The following is a 17,518-nucleotide window of genomic DNA, read 5'->3' as shown; positions in this document are numbered from 1 at the left end:
ACAACAACCACAACAACAGAACCCGGTTATAAGAGCTCTTACGCTGTACTCGAGACTCAGGTAGGTTACTACTTCAGCCACGATGATGGTGTTCGTGCAAACGGACAGCCCGGCGGATTCAATAAGGATCAGGTTAAGACTCTGAAGATCGTTGATGTATTCGAGGACGGAACAGAGAAGGAGAGAACAGACATTGATATGTCTCAGATCAACTTTAACGGCCTTACTCCTGAGGGTGCATACAACGGACGCACTCACATCAAGGGTCAGACAACTATAACTGACTTTAAGTATGACATCCCTGTATACTACGGTTCAATGGCTCTGACAGACAAGAGCGGCAAGGCTCTGACTGTAACAGCTTACATCGGCGTTAAGGGTGATGCTACACTTAACAACACAGTTGATGCATCTGACGCATCAGCAGTTCTTTCCTACTACGCTTCTGTTCAGACTAACGGCAACACAGGCGATACAGTAAAGCTCCAGACCACAGATACAGGTCTCCAGGTAAGCTCACCTATCGATGAGCTCGACCAGCTTGCTGCATTCCTCGGCGACGTAAACGAGAACGAGTGGAGCGCAGATAACTGGAAGAAGAGAAAGACTGAGAGAAGCCTCAATGCATCTGACGCTTCTAACATCCTTGCATACTATGCAAAGAGACAGTCAAGCGATAATGACGCACTTTCAAACAGCGACATCTGGAACTCTGTTTTAGGTGATGCAAGATTTGGAGGCTGATCAAGCTAATAAAAAAGCAGGTCGAAAGACCTGCTTTTTTTGCATATATTTACTACTTGACACATACAGAATCGGGTGTTATAATGGCAGTGTCAGAGGCGTATGAAACCGCGTAGAACAGCTAAATAATACAGAATGTTCATTTGCAGGAAAATATTACTTTTAATATATATTCATATTGTGAAATAAGCACAAAAAAGAATATGATTAATCGTCAATAATTTTTGAAAAAAATACACGCTTCTGCTTGACTTATTGACGTTTGTGTGATAAAATGTAGTTATGAATTTCTGGGTGAAGTGTATTCTGACGCAGATACATACCCCCGAAATGAAGCCTAATGCAGAGGGCGGCTTGCACAAAATGATCGCTTCTTTGCTGAAGGGGAATAAACATGTTAGAGAGGTATAGGACAATGAAGAATTCATTATTCAAGAGAGCTATTGCCGCAGCAGCAGCTGTTCCGCTCGCTCTCACACAGTGTCTCACTTATGCAAACGCTGTATCAACAGACACCATCAAGGCAACTGCAAACGTACAGGCAGGAGAAGAAGCTCTTACTCTTGAGAACCTTCTTTATATACCTGTTGAAGAGACAGTTTCAAAGTGGAATCAGACTGTTACAAACAGCCTTAATGCTATCGAGAACAGGGAAGGCACATTAGACATCACACCCTATGTTGATGATATTGTAAAGAATGCCGGCGATTTCGGTGAGGCTGCACAGGTTATCCTCACAAAGTACATCATTCCCAATGGTGTTACATACAAGATCACAGGCTCTAATGACATTGTCATCGAGGGCAAGGTTTCATCACCTAAGCAGTACAATGCCTACAAGTTCACTCCCGGTGAGGCTCTTGATAAGGTTGGTAAGAAGTACGGCGCTCCCGACATCATCCACAAGACAACATTTGAGTCAGTTGACTGTTCAGGCGATGTAACTATTACTATCAAGGCTTCTGAGCTCGGCAAGGGCACTAAGGTACCCGTAAGCTTCGAGTTCAAGACTGCTGACGGTTCTTACGGCATTGCTCAGCTCCCTGAGTGGGCTAAGACAAAGATTGGCGAGATCCAGAAGGTTGCTGAAGAGTCTATCAAGGCAAACGTTGCTGCTGATAAGGTAGACGCTGCTATTGCAGACTATGAGGCAGAGATCAAGAAGCTCACAGACAAGCTCGACAAGGCTTCTGAGAAGATCGACTGGGCTCTTAACGACGCTTCAAAGTCAGGCGAGTATGCAAACGTTGCAGCTATCATTGCTGACGCAAACAAGGCTCTCGCAGACAAGGGCTTCAAGAAGACAATCCCCGCTACAGCTACAGACATCGCTGCTGAGGCTATCGTAGCTAAGGCTTACGATCAGGCAATGAACATTGCTGCTCCCAACGGTGAGATCGCTATCACAGCTGCTCAGCTGGGCGCTTTCGCTGACAGCATCACAGACATCACAGCTTCACTTGCAAGCGGTGTTGCAACAGGCACAGGCAAGTTCGCAGACGCTGAGAAGGACGCTGTTATCGCTTACTATGCTGACGGCTCTAAGGGCTTCACAGTAACAGATTCTTACAAGGAGATCACAGCTACTGTTGATTACAGCGGTGCTAAGACAGTTGATACAGGTTCTGTTGACGTTCAGATCAAGAGAGTTCTCGTAACTGAGACAACAACAAACACAACAACTACAGCTCCTATCGATACAACAACTACTACAACTCAGCCTATCGATACAACAACAACTACAGACGACGGTGAGACAACAACAACTACCACAGACAACGGCAACACAACAACTACTACAGCTCCCGACGTAACAACAACTACAACAACAACTGAGACAGTTGTTACATCTATCGTAAGCAAGTACGTTGAGTGCGATATTGATCCCGCATTCTACCTCAGCATCGAGGATTCATTCGATAAGTCACAGGTTTCAAACATCAAGCTCCACACATTCTACGACAAGACAACAACAAAGGGCGATGTTTCTACTACAGAAAAGGGTCTCGAGGAAGTTTCAATCCTTGCTGACAGCAGCGTAAGCTTCGGCGACGCTACACCTTCCAACACATACAAGAAGGACAACAAGAACTTCAAGTATGAGATCCCCGTTCTCATCAACGGTGAGAAGATCGCTGATAAGGAAGGCAATGAGTTAACAGCTACAGTTTACATCGGCGTTAAGGGCGATACAAACCTTGACAGCAAGGTTGACGCAGTTGATGCTTCACAGACACTTCGTTACTATGCTTTAGTTCAGACAGGTAACAAGGACAAGGCTGTACAGCTCTCTGAGAGCGACCTGGTAGACGGACCTGAGTCAGTATACGATGAGTTCGCAGCATTCCTGACTGATGTATTTACTACAAATCAGGAAACAAGATACACCAAGAAGGTTAACAGAACTATCAATGCTACAGACGCTTCCAATATCCTTGCATTCTACGCTCTGAGACAGACAAGCGATAACGACGGCAAGACTGATAAGGAACTCTGGGCAGAGGTTCTTAAGTAAGATCAATCACGGACAGCTGCTGTCTGACCTGATGGCAGCTGCCCTAAACCAAGATGTTAACCGCCGTTATGCGACGGATAATAACATATATAAATAATCTGAAAGGAAATAATAACAATGAAGAAGAACATGATGAAGAGTGCTCTTTCTGCAATCGCTGTTTCTGCTTTAGCTCTTTCAGCTACAGGCATGACCGCATTTGCAGAAGCTGCAAAGGGTTATACAACTGATAAGGACTATAACTCAAGTGAAGTTAAGCCTGTCCTCACAATCAGTGAGGAGACAATCTCTCTTGAAGAAGCTAAGGCTCATCCTGTACGTACAGTAAAACTCAGCGTTTCAGGTGCAAACAATAAGTACGCTCCTACTGGTATCCACATTGAGTACGACGAGAGACTCAAGCTCAAGCTCAACAAGTACAACCAGGTTGCTACACGTCTTCAGCCCCAGTTCAACGGCGATAAGTCTGTAACAGATGGTACACACGCTATCTTCCTCACAACAATGGCTGATGCTAACGTTGGTATCGATGATGATCTCTGGTCATTCGACCTTGAGCTTCCCGCTGACGTTAAGGCTGGCGACAAGTTCCCCATCTCTATCTACTACAGAGAGGGCGACCAGTTCACAAATATGTCTAACGACCTCATGATGGAGGCTTATGCTTTCGCTGCTGGTATCGATAACGGTTTCATCGCAATCGAGGATCCTGTAACAACAACTACAACAACAACTACTACAACAACAACTACAACTACTACAACAACTACAACTACAACAACAACTACAACTACTACAACAACATCCGGCACAGGTGCTGCTGGCTCAACAACAACTACAACTAAGGCTCCTACAACAGGCGCTAAGACAACTAAGAAGCCCACAACAACAACTAAGAAGGGTGATTCACCTAAGACTGGTGTTGCTGGCGCAGGCGTTGCAGTTGCAGGTCTTGCAGTAGCAGTAGCTACAGCATTCGCTCTCAGAAAGAAGGAAGACTAATTTAGTCTGACACTTTTCTAAGTGAATAATCAAGGCTCTCCGAAAGGAGAGCCTTTTTATTTTAGTCTTTACTTTTCGGCGGAGCCCAGTCCACACCGCCCCAGCCGTCAACATTGGCGCGTTTCATAGCTCCGAATATCCTGTCCTTGAAGCCGTGATCCTTCCGCTCCATATCCGCAAGGAAATCTTTGGTTTTCTGGCGGTTTGTGTGACCGTCCGCAGGACAGAACGATGTTACAACGGGAAGCTCGTTCTTCCGTGCAGCTCTGCGTACCTCCTTCTCGGGAGCAAGCACCAGGGGACGTATCACCGTTACTTTTTTATGCGTAAGATAGGTGCTTGGCGCAAAGCAGCCGATTCGCCCCTCGGTGAACAGGTTCATGATAAAGGTCTCCACCGCGTCATCGTAGTTGTGACCGAGAGCTACCTTATTGCAGCCAAGCTCATTGGCGGCATCGTGGAGAGCACCGCGGCGCATACGCGCACAGAGACTGCAAGGGTTAGGCTCCTTCCTGACGTCGAAAACTATCTCGGCGATCTGCGTCTTTATAATGCGGTACTCGATACCGTGAGCGGAGCAAAACTCTTCAACGGGAGAAAAGTCCATCTTTTCGCCTGTGAAGCCCATATCAAGGGTAACTCCCACAACCTCGTATTCGATACCGATAAATCTTCTCAGCAGGGTGAGCCCATAGAGCAGCACAAGGCTGTCCTTGCCTCCCGAAACTCCCACCATGATACGGTCACCGTCCTGTATGAGCCCGTACTGCTGTACGGCTTTTCGCATATATCCAAGAACCTTCTGCATATGATCCTCCCAATGACTTTTTTCATGATTATAACATGAAAAGGGGAAAAATGCAAGATAAAGACTGGTCAATATTTTAAAAAAATTTGCAAATATAACTTGAAATGTATGGAAAAATATATTATAATATAAGAGTGAATCTTTTCGCTGCTGCGAAATATATATACAGAAAGGAGCGGCGCAAAGCGCCTGAGATACGATGACAGAACAATTAAGAAATTTGCTCATTCTCCTTGGAGCTATCGTAGTAATACTTATTCTTGTGATGCTGCTTTTCAGCGGAAAAAGCTCCTTCAGAAGACTGCTTTCGGTATTTCTTGAGGAGAGAAGCGACGACGAAGGAGATATGCCCGACAGGGGAGCACCTGTAAAAAAATCCCTTGCGGACCGAAGAAGCGGAAGCGCTCCAGATGAGCCTGTTCAGAAGCGTACTTCCGAGCCCATCGTTGAGATGGCAACGCTTATCAGAAAGAGCGATGACCGCCTGAGAGTTATAGAGAGTACAGGTCAGGTCAAGCTTGTGGACGAGTACTATGAGCTTGTATTTGTTACCAGAAAGGGACAGAAGCTGAAGATAGAATGCTCTGCGGAGGCATACGAAAAGGTGCCCTTCAATCAGCAGGGCTCGCTTACATACAGACGAAATACCCTTGTGAAGTTCAAGTACTACGAGGATACGGTTTTCAATTAAAAGAGGGGGACGGCAAATGTCGTCCCTGTTTTCTATACGGGAGGAATTATGGTAAACTTCAATAACGACTGGGACCAGCTGCTGAAGGGCGAGTTTGAAAAGGACTACTATCTTCAGCTGAGACAGAAGCTCATAAACGAGTACAGAACACAGCGTATCTACCCCAATATGTATGACATTTACAACGCCATGAAGTATACTTCCTATGACGCTGTGAAGTGCGTTATCATCGGACAGGACCCCTACCACGGCGAGGGACAGGCTCACGGTCTGAGCTTCTCTGTCCGCAAGGGCATTGCACCGCCGCCCTCTCTGGTGAACATATTCAAGGAGATAAGGGACGACGTTGGCATAGACAATCTCGGCAAGCATGGTGAGCTTACCAAGTGGGCGCAGGAGGGCGTGCTCCTGCTGAATTCCGTTCTGACAGTCCGCGCAGATCAGGCGAGGAGCCATCGCGGTCTGGGCTGGGAGAACTTCACCACCGACGTAATAAAGCTGCTCAACGAAAGAGAAAAGCCCATGGTATTCATGCTGTGGGGAGGCGACGCAAAGGCAAAGCAGCAGTTCATCACAAACCCGCGTCACCTGATACTGAAGGCTGCACATCCCAGTCCGCTGTCGGCGTACAACGGCTTTTTCGGGTGCAGACACTTCTCAAAGGCGAATGCCTTTCTCCGTGCCAACGGCATGGAAGAAATAGACTGGTCAATAGACTGAAACGGAGGCAGCTATGCGTATAAAGGATATATTTGAAAAAAAGACAGTGTTTTCATTTGAGGTCTTCCCACCAAAGAAGACCAGTCCCATCGAGGTAATATACAGTACACTTGACGAGCTCCAGGGACTTCACCCCGACTTTATAAGCGTTACCTTCGGTGCAGGCGGCAGCGGTAACAGCCGCTATGCGCTGGACATCGCTTCGAGGATAAAGGACAGCAGCATAATTCCCATGCTCCACCTGCCCTGTATCAACTTCACAAAGGCAGAGATAGACGCAGCACTTAACGAGGCTCAGCAGCGCGGCATCGAAAACATACTGGCTCTCAGGGGCGATATAAATCCCGATATAGAGCCTGTTGAGGACTTCCGCCACGCCAGCGACCTCATTACCTACATAAAGTCAAAGGGCAGCTTCGACATAGCAGGCGCCTGCTATCCAGAGTGCCACCCCGACGCCGAAAATCTGGTGGAGGACATAATCAACCTCCGCAAAAAGGTCGAGGCAGGTGCGGACCACCTTATCACCCAGCTTTTCTTTGACAACGACCACTTCTACGAATTCCGCGAAAAGGCAGCCATAGCAGGCATAAACGTGCCTATCGAGGCAGGTATCATGCCCGTGGTAAACAAGAACCAGATAGAGCGCATGGTCACCACCTGCGGAGCCAGCCTGCCAAGCAAGTTCGTCCGTATCATGACAAAATATGAGCACAATCCCGAGGCTCTCCGCGACGCAGGCATAGCCTACGCCGTGAACCAGATAGTGGACCTTGTAGCCAGCGGAGTTGACGGGATACACCTCTACACCATGAATAACCCCTATGTCGCAAGGAAGATAAGCGAAGCCGTTTCCGGCATAATAGGTGCGTGATGGAGCTGCTTCCCATATCCAAGGCGGAGGCTGCGCGGTACATGGGAGTGAAGGGCACTCCCGACCCTGCCGTAGCGGAGCTCCTTGACAAAGCCGAGAGCCTTGTCAGGGAGAGAGTCCGCCCGAAGTACGTCTATCTTGAGACCGATGTCACCTTTACGGATGATGGAGTTCTTCTCGACGCTATGGCAGAGCCCATGACAGGGAAGGACATAAAACGCCACCTGAAGGGCTGCAATCGGGCAGTGCTCCTTGCCGCCACACTTTCCCAGGAGGCGGATAAGCTCATACGCCAGGCAGCTGTAACAGATATGGCGCAGTCACTCGCCCTTGACTGCCTATGCAGTGCTGCTGTGGAACAGGTCTGTGACCGTGTGGAAAAGGAGATATTTGCCGCCTACCCCTGCCGGTACAGGACATGGCGTTTCAGCCCCGGCTACGGAGACCTGCCTATAACTTTACAGCGCAGCTTCCTCCTCGCTTTAAACGCCCAGAGACGCATAGGGCTCACGGTAACGGACAGCTGTCTCCTTATACCGTCAAAGTCAGTGACGGCGGTCATAGGCGTTTCTGACACTCCTGTGGAGAAAGGTCCGCGCGGCTGTGCTGTCTGTACCATGAAGGACAGCTGTGCATACAGGGCAGCAGGCACAAAATGCGGCAAAAATATGTGAATTTGTCCGAATTATATCACAGTATTAACACATTATATGTAATAAACTAACTATAATCACTTTCAAAATCTATGTAATATTTATATTGACATAAACCGCGCTCACATGATATAATTAAGAAAAGCGCAGATAAACGAAATACGGACAATAGGGCGATATTAAAGGAGTTTTAGGATGAAAAAAGCAAGAACTTTTATTTCAGCATTGCTCCTTACAGCAATGTCAATGTCACTTCTTTCATGCAGCAGCAAGGACAAGAGCTCAGTGTTCAGCAAGGAGCTGGATTCCGCTGTAAGAGAGGAAATACACCAGAATGCTGCCGAGTCTGACCTCCTTACGGGGGATAAGCTGGAAAACGGCGAGATAAAGTGGCTCTCTGACTGGGACATCAATCCCGACGGCACGGGCAAGAACGTCCCTACCGACCTGGCGGTCTTTCAGGAGCGCTACGGCGGTTCGGTAAAGTATTACCAGTGCACATATAATGAGCGCTATGACAAGCTCACCGAGTATATCAGCTCGGATGAGGGCATAGACTTTTTCTACGGGGGCAACCTTGACGCCTTCCCGAGAGGCGCTATCAAGGAGATGTTCGTGCCCGTAGATGACTATATCGACTTCGATTCTCCCCTGTGGGAGGACGTAAAGGACCTCAACGACCAGTTCATCTGGAACGGCAAGCACTATATGGCAGGAGTTCAGGCAACAGGCGACGCAGTAGCTGTGGTCTACAACAGAAAGACCGTAGCCGAGGCAGGTCTCGATGACCCCGCTGTGCTCTATGAGAACGGCGAGTGGACCTGGGATACCTTCCAGGAAATGCTGGAGAGCTATGTTGACGCCGATAACCAGAAGTACGGCATTGACGGCTGGTGGTTCGAGTTCGGACTTATGAACACCATAGGTGTGCCTCCCATAAGCCTTGAGAACGGCAAGCTGGTAAGCAATCTGTCTGACCCCTCAATGGAGAGAGTACAGAACTGGATCTACGACCTCTATCAGAAGGGCTGTATAGCCATCGGCGTAGGCGATTTCGGCTGGGAGACCAAGCCTGCTTATGTGGGTGAGGGCAAGACCCTGTTCTATCCCATCGGACTTTACGACTTCTATACCGAGAAGTCTCAGTGGCAGGCAAAATACGGCGAGGACGCATTCTTCGTCCCCATGCCCAGAGACCCCGAGGCAGACGAGTACTACATTCCTACAGGCTTTGAGTCATATATGTTCGTCAGCGGCGGCTCCAACCCCGAGGGCGTGGCAAAGTACCTTGACTGCAAGCGCTTTGCCCGTCTGGACGAGAATACCAAGGCTATGGCTGATGAGCAGTTCATGGCGGACTACGGCTGGACTCAGGAAATGATAGACATGAAGGACAGTATGCAGGAGCTTGCTGAGGCTAATCCCGTCATCGACATCTCAAGAGGTGTATCCAAGGACTGCGGCGACCTCATCAATGACGACCTGCGACTCACAGCAAGAGGAGTTCCGTGGAACGAGACCTACGATGCTATGAGTCCTGTTGTAGATAAATATCTTGACAAGATAAATTCAGACCCAAAATCAGCGGACATTGAATAAAATTACCATATATAAATAAATGTTGCATCACGCTTACAGGTTGAAAAGCTGTTGCAAAACAAAAAAACATATGTTATAATAAAAAAATCAGAGGATATAATATTGATATTATTTAAGCTTTAGAAAGGAGGCTATGATCGTGGAGAAGGTTCTTGTAACAGGCGGCTGCGGTCTTATAGGCCGACACATCTGCTCCGGACTCCTGAAAAAAGGCTATGAGGTCATAGCTGTCGACAGAGAAGAATCAGGATACAACGTGGGAAAGCTTCATTACTCATCTGTTGAATGTTCACCTACAGATAAAAACACTATCGCAGAGCTGTTTGAGAAAAATAAATTTGACATAGTCGTTCATGCAGCCTGCACCGTTGACAACGACATGGGACCTATCGTCACCGAGAAGCAGATGAGTGACTGCGAAGCGGTGGATAAGTTCATATACAGATATGCCATGACTGAGAACATAAAGAAGTTCGTCATGCTCAGCACGGATCAGGTATATCAGTTTCCCAAGACCCGTGAACCCATTCGTGAGGACAGCGACCTTAAGCCCATAAGCAATTACGCTGTCATGAAGTACAAGTCGGAGAAGGCTATGGTAAGCGAGATGCAGCACCACAAGGAGATAATCGCCTGCATCGCTCGTTTTTCACCGGTATATACACTGAACTTCACAGATAACCTGGTAGCTAAGATCACCGATCCCAAGGACGGTTCGCTGTTTGTTTTCGGACAGGGACAGTACGGCTTCCAGATGTGCTGCGTTCATAACCTTGTTGACTTCATACTCTGCTTCCTCAAGATAGCAGAGAGCCCTGCAAATTCGGGCGTATACAATGTAAGCGACAAGTTGCTGACCACAGCAGCGGATATAATCTCATTCATGCGTGAGAAGCACCGTCTGGGCGCAGTAATGCAGAAGTCCTCGGGCGGAGCGATCTCCAAGCTGAAGGGACTTTTCGGCGGCGGCAGCAAGGACGAGAAGACCAACTACCGTTATCTCGACATGAGCAAGGTGGAGAACAACAATATGCTGGACAACACCAAGGCTGCAAAGTTTGTAAACTTCCGCTGGGACATTCACAACACCAAGTAAAGACAGGCGCCATAGCAGCTGCTATGGCGCTTTTTTCGTGGGCATGGGGTGCGTCTGACGTAATCAAGGGGCGCTGCCCCTTGGACCCTGCACGAGGCTGTCTGCCTCGTGGCTCCGACCAAAGGAACACCGTCCCTTTGGAATCCCATACATGGTATCAGCAAACAATAACGCCGAAGTGAGAATTGACCACTTCGGCGTTTTTCAGCTTATAACAGTATAATTGTCCGCAGCATTTTCCTTTGTGGCGTGCTCCGTCACGCTGAGGACCTTTACCTTCAGGGGGCGTGTACCCATATTTATCTCGATTATATCGCCCACCTTGACGTCGTAGGAGGCTCTCTGAGTCTTTCCGTTGACGACTATCTTCTCCGCGTCGCAGGCTTCGTTAGCCACAGTGCGGCGCTTGATGAGCCTTGTTACCTTCAGGTATTTATCCAGTCTCATATTATCTCCTTTCATTGTCCTTTTCGTAACAAAACGGGGGACAGTTGCCTGTCCCCCTTGATCAATTACTTCTTCTTGCTCTTCTTCTTGGGAGCATTAACAGCTTCCTTCAGACCTCTGCCAGCCTTGAAAGCGGGAGCCTTGCAGGGAGGGCATACCATCTTAGCCTTTGTCTTGGGGTTGATGCAGGTCTTTTCGCCTCTCTCACGAACCTCGAATGTACCGAAGCCTGTGATAGAAACCTTCTCGCCGCCCTCAAGAGTCTCCTGGATAGATGAGAGAGTAGCCTCCAGTGCAGCAGCAGCGTCCTTCTTAGTGCAATTAGCCTTTTCAGCAATAGAATTGATAAGTTCGGTCTTAGTCATTTTTACGTTCCTCCGTTTTACAAATAATTGATTTTGCCTTGTCCCAATATGTGTCAAGCTCTTCGATAGGGAGCTCCTTCATATCGATATTTTCTGCGGACACAAGCTCCTCAGTAACAGAAAAGCGCTTGATAAACTTTTCCGTAGCGTCCTTGAGAGCCTGCTCAGCGTCCACGCCTAAATGACGAGCAGCATTGACGCAGGAAAACAGAAGATCACCGATCTCCTCCTCGATATTAGCCTTGTCTCCGTTTGCGATAGCAGCGTCAAGCTCGGCTTTCTCATTAGAGATACAAGCCACAGCGTCCTCGGCACAGCGGAAATCCATACCTGCACGCATAGCTCTTTTGCCGACCTTCTGCGCCCTCATAAGAGCGGGAAGGGACTTTGCAACGCTGGTCAGGGTGTCTGTATATGTTTCCTGACCCTTGGTCTCCATCTTTATGGCGTCCCAGTTTTTCAGCACCTGGTCGGTGGTATTGGCTGTGACGTCGCCGAAAACGTGAGGGTGGCGTATAATAAGCTTCTTGCAGATCTCATCGCAGACGTCGTCGAAATTGAACGACTCTGTTTCCTCCTCGATCCTGCAATGGAAAACCACCTGTAGAAGAACATCGCCCAGCTCCTCACGGAGCAGATCTTTGTCCTCGAGATCAATAGCCTCGATGACTTCGCAGGTCTCCTCAATGAGATCGCTTTTAATGGACTTATGGGTCTGTTCTCTGTCCCACGGGCAGCCGCCCTCGCCTCTGAGAAGTCTTACAATATCGACGAGGTCGCCGATACGATAGAACTCCTTCTGCTGATATTCAACCATTGGAAAACACTCCCTTAAAGACGGGCTATGTTATATAATACCCTAATTTTCGAGAAATTGCAACTGTTTTTTGACAAGTTTGTTAATATCGTAGAATATTAAGTTTGTAAAACTCACGGTTTGTATATTTTTGCCATATAATTACTATCCGTTATACCTGGCAAACGGTTTTTAGCCGTCTATTGGTACTACCTATCGACGAAACCGACCTTATGAAAAGCTTTTGAAACGATCCTGCCCGAGTACCTGAGAGCCTTCTGAGCGCCCTCTGTATAGCACTGCTTGAGGTAAGCCTTGTCGGCGCTGAGTCTTGCGAACTCTGTGCGGACGGGCTCAAGGTGATCGGCAACAGCCTCTCCCACAGCGATCTTGAAGTCGCCGTAGCCCTTGCCTGCGAACTCAGACTCGATAGCCTTGAAGTCCTTGCCTGTGACGCAGGAATAAATGGTCATGAGGTTATTGATGCCGTCCTTGCCCTCGCGGTAGCATACCTCAGCCTCGCTGTCTGTGACAGCTCTCTTGAACTTACGGATAATGGTATCCTTGTCGTCCAGAATGAGTATGCAGGCGTTGGGGTTTTCGTCGGACTTTGACATCTTCTTTGTAGGATCCTGAAGTGACATTACCTTAGCGCCCACATCAATGATGTAGGGCTCGGGCTGAGTAAAGAAGTCGCCGTAGCGCTGATTGAAGCGCTGAGCGATATTTCTTGCCAGCTCCAGGTGCTGCTTCTGGTCAACACCTACGGGCACCAGATCAGCGTTATAAGCCAGAATATCCGCAGCCATAAGTGACGGATATGTAAACAGACCTGCATTGACATCGTCGGGATGCTTCTGGCTCTTGTCCTTGAACTGAGTCATACGTGAGAGCTCGCCGAACTGTGTATTGCAGCAGAGTATCCAGTTGAGCTCTGCGTGTGTAGGCGCGTGGCTCTGGATAAAGAGTATAGATTTCTGGGGATCAATTCCGCAAGCCATAAGCAGGGCGTATGAATTGAGAGTATTCTGTCTGAGCTTTGCAGGCTCCTGCTTAACGGTTATAGCGTGCATATCGGCAACACAGTAGATGCAGTTATACTCATCCTGTAATGGAGCCCAGTTGCGGACAGCGCCTATATAATTGCCGAGAGTAAAAGTGCCTGTGGGCTGGATAGCGCTGAAAATAAGCTTTTTATCGTCCATTGCGGGAACTCCTTACTTGGCAGCGTTTCTTCTGTCAGCCTCGTCCTTGAGCTGGCAGGTCCTGATCTCGTTGAGAACGCGCTGATAGAGAACATAGATATTTCTGAGCTCCTGCTCCTCCTCGGGAATGATTCCTGCCTGGATCTGTGCCTCGTAAACGCCGCCCTTTGTCAGGAGGAAGATATTGTTAGTCCTGCCCTTGGGGAGGTCATACTGCTTGGTCTTCTTACATTTGGGAAGGAGCTGACCTGCGTTTGCAACGAGAGTATGAGTAGCCTGTACCAGGTTTCTGTACTTCTGAGCAGCGCCTGTGTACTCGCCGCCGTTGTTGAAGTAGATGTTTGCAGCGCCGTTGATGAAGCATACGAGAGTTGTAAGAACGTCAGCGGACATAGGGATGTCGATAACAACGCCGTAAACGTCGTTCTTTCCCTTGATGAACTGTGTGAAGGGCTGATAGGGGAAGCCTATAGCCTGTCCTCTTGTCATGAGGTATTTCTGTGTGACATTGAATCTGTCGGTCATTTTGTTTGGCATAATTGATTATCCTTTCAAAGTAATTTTTCTTTTATCAATCGAGCATCTCTCTTGTCATGCGGGCGAGGATCTCCATGCCCTTCTTTATCTGCTCGTTTGTAGGTGTAGAGTAATTGAGTCTGAATGAGTGGCTTACCTCGCCCTCCTCAATGCTGAAGGAGTTGCCGGGAACTACCGCTATCTTATACTGCTGTACAGCCTTGCGGCAGAAGTCGTTCATATCGCAGCTCTCGGGGAGATCGCACCATACGAAGAGACCGCCCTGGGGCTTTGTATAGTTTATCTTCTTTGAGAACTCGTTGTCGATATAGCCGCACATGAGGTCGCACTTTTCCTTATAGATAGCGCGGAGCTTCTTGAAGTGAGCCTCTCTGTCAACAGTTGACATGAACCTGTAGGAAACTACCTGAGCCCACATATTCGAGTGAACGTCTGACACCTGCTTGCAGACAACCATTTTCTGGATAATTGGAGCGGGAGCGGAGCAGTAGCCTGTTCTGAAGCCCGATGAGATTATCTTTGAGAAGGTGCTTGAGTAGATGACTCTGCCCTCGGTATCGAAGCTCTTGATAGTGGGAACGTTCTCGCCTGCGAAGCGAAGCTCGCCGTAGGGATCGTCCTCAAGTATGATGAAGTCGTACTTGCAGGCAAGCTCGTAAACAGCCTTGCGCTTTGCAAGAGACATGGTCTTTCCTGTGGGGTTCTGGAAGTTGGGGATAACATAAAGGAGCTTAACGTTCTTCTCGGTCCTGAGGGCGTCCTCAAGCTTGGTGAGGTCGATGCCGTCCTCTTCCATCTCGATGCCTTTAAGATGAACATTGTATGAGCGGAAGGCGTTGAGAGAACCGATGAAGCTGGGTGACTCACAGAGAAGGGTATCGCCCTCGTTGAGGAGCACCTTGCATGAAAGCTCGTTAGCCTGCTGACCGCCGGAGGTGATGATAAGGTCATCGAACTCCTTGTGGAAGCAGCCCTTTTCGGTCATCCAGTCCTTGAGCAGGTCGCGGAGGGGAGTATAACCCTCGGTAACGCTGTACTGGAGAGCCAGGATAGGGTCATCTCTGAGGAGCTCAGCGGAGATCTCGGCGATCCTCTCCTTGGGGAAAGCCTCGGGAGCAGGGTTGCCTGCTGCGAAGGAGATGACCTCGGGGTCGGCAGTGAATTTCAGTATTTCTCTTATGGCAGAAGCCTGGAGCTTGCTTACCTTATCTGAGAATTTATAATCCATGATAAAAAACCAGCCTTTCGTTTGTTTGATAATAATGTACTTTGTTTTGTTCCGTCCTGACAGGTCACGGAACAGTGCAGAGTATATATTCAGTCTATCTTATATCAATGCCTGCTCAACAACTAAAAATCGGCTTTATATAGCTTTTTAAAGCTGATTTTTAGTTGCCAAAGTGCAAGAAAAAATGATATTGATAATTTTACTTGCACTTTGTTTTACCCTTTAGGGCAAAATGAGCTTGACATAAAGAAATGTGACGCGCAAATTCTCAAAATTATAAAGAATTTGCGCTCCCCGAACAAAGTTCGGGGCAATAACCGCCGGGCGGCGGTTATTGAGGATACATTATATTATAACATATAATTCTTGAAATAGCAACAGTCACGGTGAAAAACTATACAAATAATACAATTTCAACTTTAAAAATCAGGCACTTCCGCCTTGTCCGCAGCACATAATCAGCAGCAGCGCAGCATATATTTTGGTGAAAAAGTTGTTTCTTAGGAACAGTCGGAGGGGATAGAGCTGAAAAAACAGAACTTCATAAAGGGCTCCATAATACTCATGGTGTCGGCAGCGGCGGCGAAGGTGCTGGGGGCAGTGTTCAAGATACCCCTGACCAATATGCTTGGCGGTGTGGGAATGAGCTATTTCAGCTGCGCGTACAGCATATTCATGCCCGTGTACGCCCTGACGGTGACGGGGCTCAGTGCTGCCGTGGCGAGAATGACCGCCCGAAGCGCTGCTCTTGGAATGTACGCCAACGCCCGGCGCATAAGGCGGACGGCTCTGCTGCTGTTTTCGGCAGCAGGACTGGCAGGGAGCCTGCTGATACTGCTGCTGGCGGTGCCCTTCAGCGTCTACACAGTGGGCAGCAGGGACGGGGCGGCAGCGGTGGCGATGATAGCTCCTGCGGTGGTATTCGGCTGTATCACGGCGGTGGAGCGGGGGTACTACGAAGGCATGAGCAATATGTATCCCACGGCGGTCTCGCAGCTTGCCGAGGGAGGGGTGAAGGCAGCAGCAGGGCTTTTCCTCTGCGGCTATGTCACCGCCCACCCCAACACAGTCATGGGACTTTTTCCGTTCATGACCGATGTCCGCGGAGCCGCAGCAGCCGCAGGCATAGCGGGAGTTACCCTCTCCACAGTCGGTGCGGCTGCTTTTTTTGCAGTCCTGCGGCTCTTTGACAGAGCTCCAACAGGGGGCGAGAGCCTTATGCAGAGCCGCCGTGCCATTGCAAAGGAGCTTCTCACCACAGCCCTGCCCGTGGGAGCAGGAGCGGTGGTGACCAATCTTACCGCCCTCATAGATATGTGGACGGTCATAGGCTGCATATCCGTTTTCGGCTATCCTGGAAAGGCTCCCGCGGGAGTGTCCGCGACGGAGCTTCCCAACTTTATCTACGGCTCCTTTGCAGGCATAGCACTGACGGTGTTCAACCTTGTGCCCTCGGTGACGAATATGCTGGGGAAGGGCGCTCTCACCTGCATAACGGCAGCCCGTGAGAGCGGCGACCGCTCCGCCATGGAGAGGGGGACCATGCAGGCGCTGCTCACATCGGCGGCGATAGCCATTCCCTCTGCCGTGGGGCTGGGAGTAATGGCGCCGGAGGTGCTGGGTATCCTCTATCCTGCCCAGTCCGATGAGGTAGCGGTCTGCACTGCGCCTCTGCGTTGGCTCATGGCGGGAATGGTCTGCCTGTGCGTGTCCTATCCGCTGTTCAGTATGCTCCAGGCGGTGGGGAAGGCTTCTGCGCCGCTGAAGATAATGCTTTTCGGCACAGCGGTGAAGCTGCTGGGCAATCTGCTGCTGATACCGCTGATGGGAGTTTCGGGAGCCGCGCTGTCAACCTCGCTCTGTTACGGAGGGATTCTGCTTCTGGCGCTGCGCACTTATCTGAAAGTCTCGGGGCTCCGCCTGTCTTTTGTACCATTGGGGAAGGCAGTCTATTCGGGAGCCATGTGCGGAGGGGCAGCCTGCCTTGTCAGGTCTGCGGCATACCGCGCAGGAGCGTCACCGTTCACAGCGCTCATATTCTCTGCGCTTGCAGGCGGGATAGTCTACACATTTCTTATCCGCGGACTTATAGGACGCCTAAGATAAATCAAAATTTTGCGGAGCAAAATTTTGATTTAAGCCATTAGCCCTTAGCTGTTAGCTAATGTAGGGGACGCCGCCCTCGGCGTCCCGCGAGATATATTACACGCCCAACGGGACGCCGAGGGCGGCGTCCCC

17 protein-coding genes are annotated in these 17,518 nt (G+C 49.2%); 10 read left to right on the top strand and 7 right to left on the bottom strand.

All coding sequences use genetic code 11. The annotated features are described in order from the left end of the window. The 3 genes from T488_RS19950 to T488_RS19740 all read left to right on the top strand — a co-directional run. Window positions 1-744 (top strand): cellulose-binding protein CttA-related protein (locus tag T488_RS19950; protein WP_028521708.1); only part of this gene is annotated, 744 nt, incomplete at its 5' end. A gap of 415 nt (window positions 745-1,159) precedes the next feature. Beyond that, the gene (locus T488_RS0116150) at window positions 1,160-3,259 is read left to right on the top strand and encodes a cellulose-binding protein CttA-related protein (protein ID WP_028521707.1); all 2,100 of its coding nucleotides are present in this window, start codon (window positions 1,160-1,162) and stop codon (window positions 3,257-3,259) included. 117 nt (window positions 3,260-3,376) lie between these two features. Then, entirely contained in the window at window positions 3,377-4,261 is an 885-nt protein-coding gene (locus T488_RS19740) for an NPXTG-anchored protein (RefSeq protein WP_028521706.1), read from the top strand. 61 nt (window positions 4,262-4,322) lie between these two features. Here T488_RS19740 and T488_RS18380 read toward each other — a convergent pair whose 3' ends face one another. After that, a complete protein-coding gene (locus T488_RS18380) occupies window positions 4,323-5,069 on the bottom strand; it encodes a tRNA 2-thiocytidine biosynthesis TtcA family protein (RefSeq protein WP_037298682.1) in 747 nt (248 codons plus the stop codon). A gap of 199 nt (window positions 5,070-5,268) precedes the next feature. On the opposite strand from T488_RS18380, the gene T488_RS0116135 reads away from it, so the two are divergent. The 6 genes from T488_RS0116135 (at window position 5,269) to T488_RS0116110 (ending at window position 10,702) form a co-directional block, all read left to right on the top strand. Further along, on the top strand, window positions 5,269-5,760 hold the full coding sequence (locus T488_RS0116135) for a DUF2500 family protein (RefSeq protein ID WP_155267242.1): 492 nt from the start codon (window positions 5,269-5,271) through the stop codon (window positions 5,758-5,760). Between the two features lie 48 nt (window positions 5,761-5,808). Beyond that, window positions 5,809-6,480, top strand: coding sequence for a uracil-DNA glycosylase (locus T488_RS0116130; RefSeq protein WP_028521704.1), 672 nt, complete (start codon window positions 5,809-5,811; stop codon window positions 6,478-6,480). 13 nt (window positions 6,481-6,493) lie between these two features. Beyond that, the gene (gene metF / locus T488_RS0116125; RefSeq protein ID WP_028521703.1) at window positions 6,494-7,354 is read left to right on the top strand and encodes a methylenetetrahydrofolate reductase [NAD(P)H]; all 861 of its coding nucleotides are present in this window, start codon (window positions 6,494-6,496) and stop codon (window positions 7,352-7,354) included. After that, window positions 7,354-8,028, top strand: coding sequence for a vitamin B12 dependent-methionine synthase activation domain-containing protein (locus T488_RS0116120; RefSeq protein ID WP_028521702.1), 675 nt, complete (start codon window positions 7,354-7,356; stop codon window positions 8,026-8,028). Before metF ends, T488_RS0116120 begins: the two co-directional genes overlap by 1 nt. Window positions 8,029-8,202: 174 nt before the next feature. Continuing rightward, a complete protein-coding gene (locus tag T488_RS0116115; protein WP_028521701.1) occupies window positions 8,203-9,606 on the top strand; it encodes an ABC transporter substrate-binding protein in 1,404 nt (467 codons plus the stop codon). A 139-nt stretch (window positions 9,607-9,745) separates the two neighbouring features. Continuing rightward, a complete protein-coding gene (locus T488_RS0116110) occupies window positions 9,746-10,702 on the top strand; it encodes an NAD-dependent epimerase/dehydratase family protein (RefSeq protein WP_028521700.1) in 957 nt (318 codons plus the stop codon). A gap of 204 nt (window positions 10,703-10,906) precedes the next feature. Here T488_RS0116110 and T488_RS0116105 read toward each other — a convergent pair whose 3' ends face one another. The 6 genes from T488_RS0116105 to T488_RS0116080 all read right to left on the bottom strand — a co-directional run bounded on the left by T488_RS0116105 (window position 10,907) and on the right by T488_RS0116080 (window position 15,280). Then, window positions 10,907-11,149: an RNA-binding S4 domain-containing protein gene (locus tag T488_RS0116105; protein ID WP_028521699.1), complete on the bottom strand. Its 243-nt coding sequence runs from the start codon at window positions 11,147-11,149 to the stop codon at window positions 10,907-10,909. 65 nt (window positions 11,150-11,214) lie between these two features. Then, window positions 11,215-11,514: an HU family DNA-binding protein gene (locus T488_RS0116100; RefSeq protein ID WP_028521698.1), complete on the bottom strand. Its 300-nt coding sequence runs from the start codon at window positions 11,512-11,514 to the stop codon at window positions 11,215-11,217. Continuing rightward, the gene (mazG, locus tag T488_RS0116095) at window positions 11,507-12,331 is read right to left on the bottom strand and encodes a nucleoside triphosphate pyrophosphohydrolase (RefSeq protein ID WP_028521697.1); all 825 of its coding nucleotides are present in this window, start codon (window positions 12,329-12,331) and stop codon (window positions 11,507-11,509) included. The genes T488_RS0116100 and mazG overlap by 8 nt, the downstream gene beginning before the upstream one ends. A gap of 188 nt (window positions 12,332-12,519) precedes the next feature. Continuing rightward, entirely contained in the window at window positions 12,520-13,515 is a 996-nt protein-coding gene (trpS, locus tag T488_RS0116090) for a tryptophan--tRNA ligase (RefSeq protein ID WP_028521696.1), read from the bottom strand. Between the two features lie 12 nt (window positions 13,516-13,527). Then, a complete protein-coding gene (locus tag T488_RS0116085) occupies window positions 13,528-14,052 on the bottom strand; it encodes a hypothetical protein (RefSeq protein ID WP_028521695.1) in 525 nt (174 codons plus the stop codon). Window positions 14,053-14,086: 34 nt separating this feature from the next. Then, window positions 14,087-15,280, bottom strand: a complete 1,194-nt coding sequence (locus tag T488_RS0116080; RefSeq protein WP_028521694.1) for a PLP-dependent aminotransferase family protein — start codon at window positions 15,278-15,280, stop codon at window positions 14,087-14,089. 519 nt (window positions 15,281-15,799) lie between these two features. Here T488_RS0116080 and T488_RS18375 point away from each other — a divergent pair. Next, window positions 15,800-17,386, top strand: a complete 1,587-nt coding sequence (locus tag T488_RS18375) for a polysaccharide biosynthesis C-terminal domain-containing protein (protein WP_347496329.1) — start codon at window positions 15,800-15,802, stop codon at window positions 17,384-17,386. Window positions 17,387-17,518: the final 132 nt, after the last annotated feature.

The sequence above is a fragment of the Ruminococcus flavefaciens ND2009 genome (genome assembly GCF_000621785.1).
In the GTDB taxonomy this organism is placed as follows: Bacteria; Bacillota; Clostridia; order Oscillospirales; family Ruminococcaceae; genus Ruminococcus; species Ruminococcus flavefaciens_C.
The sequence above is the reverse complement of the archived record's forward strand: the minus strand, read 5'-3'. Positions and strand labels throughout refer to the sequence as shown.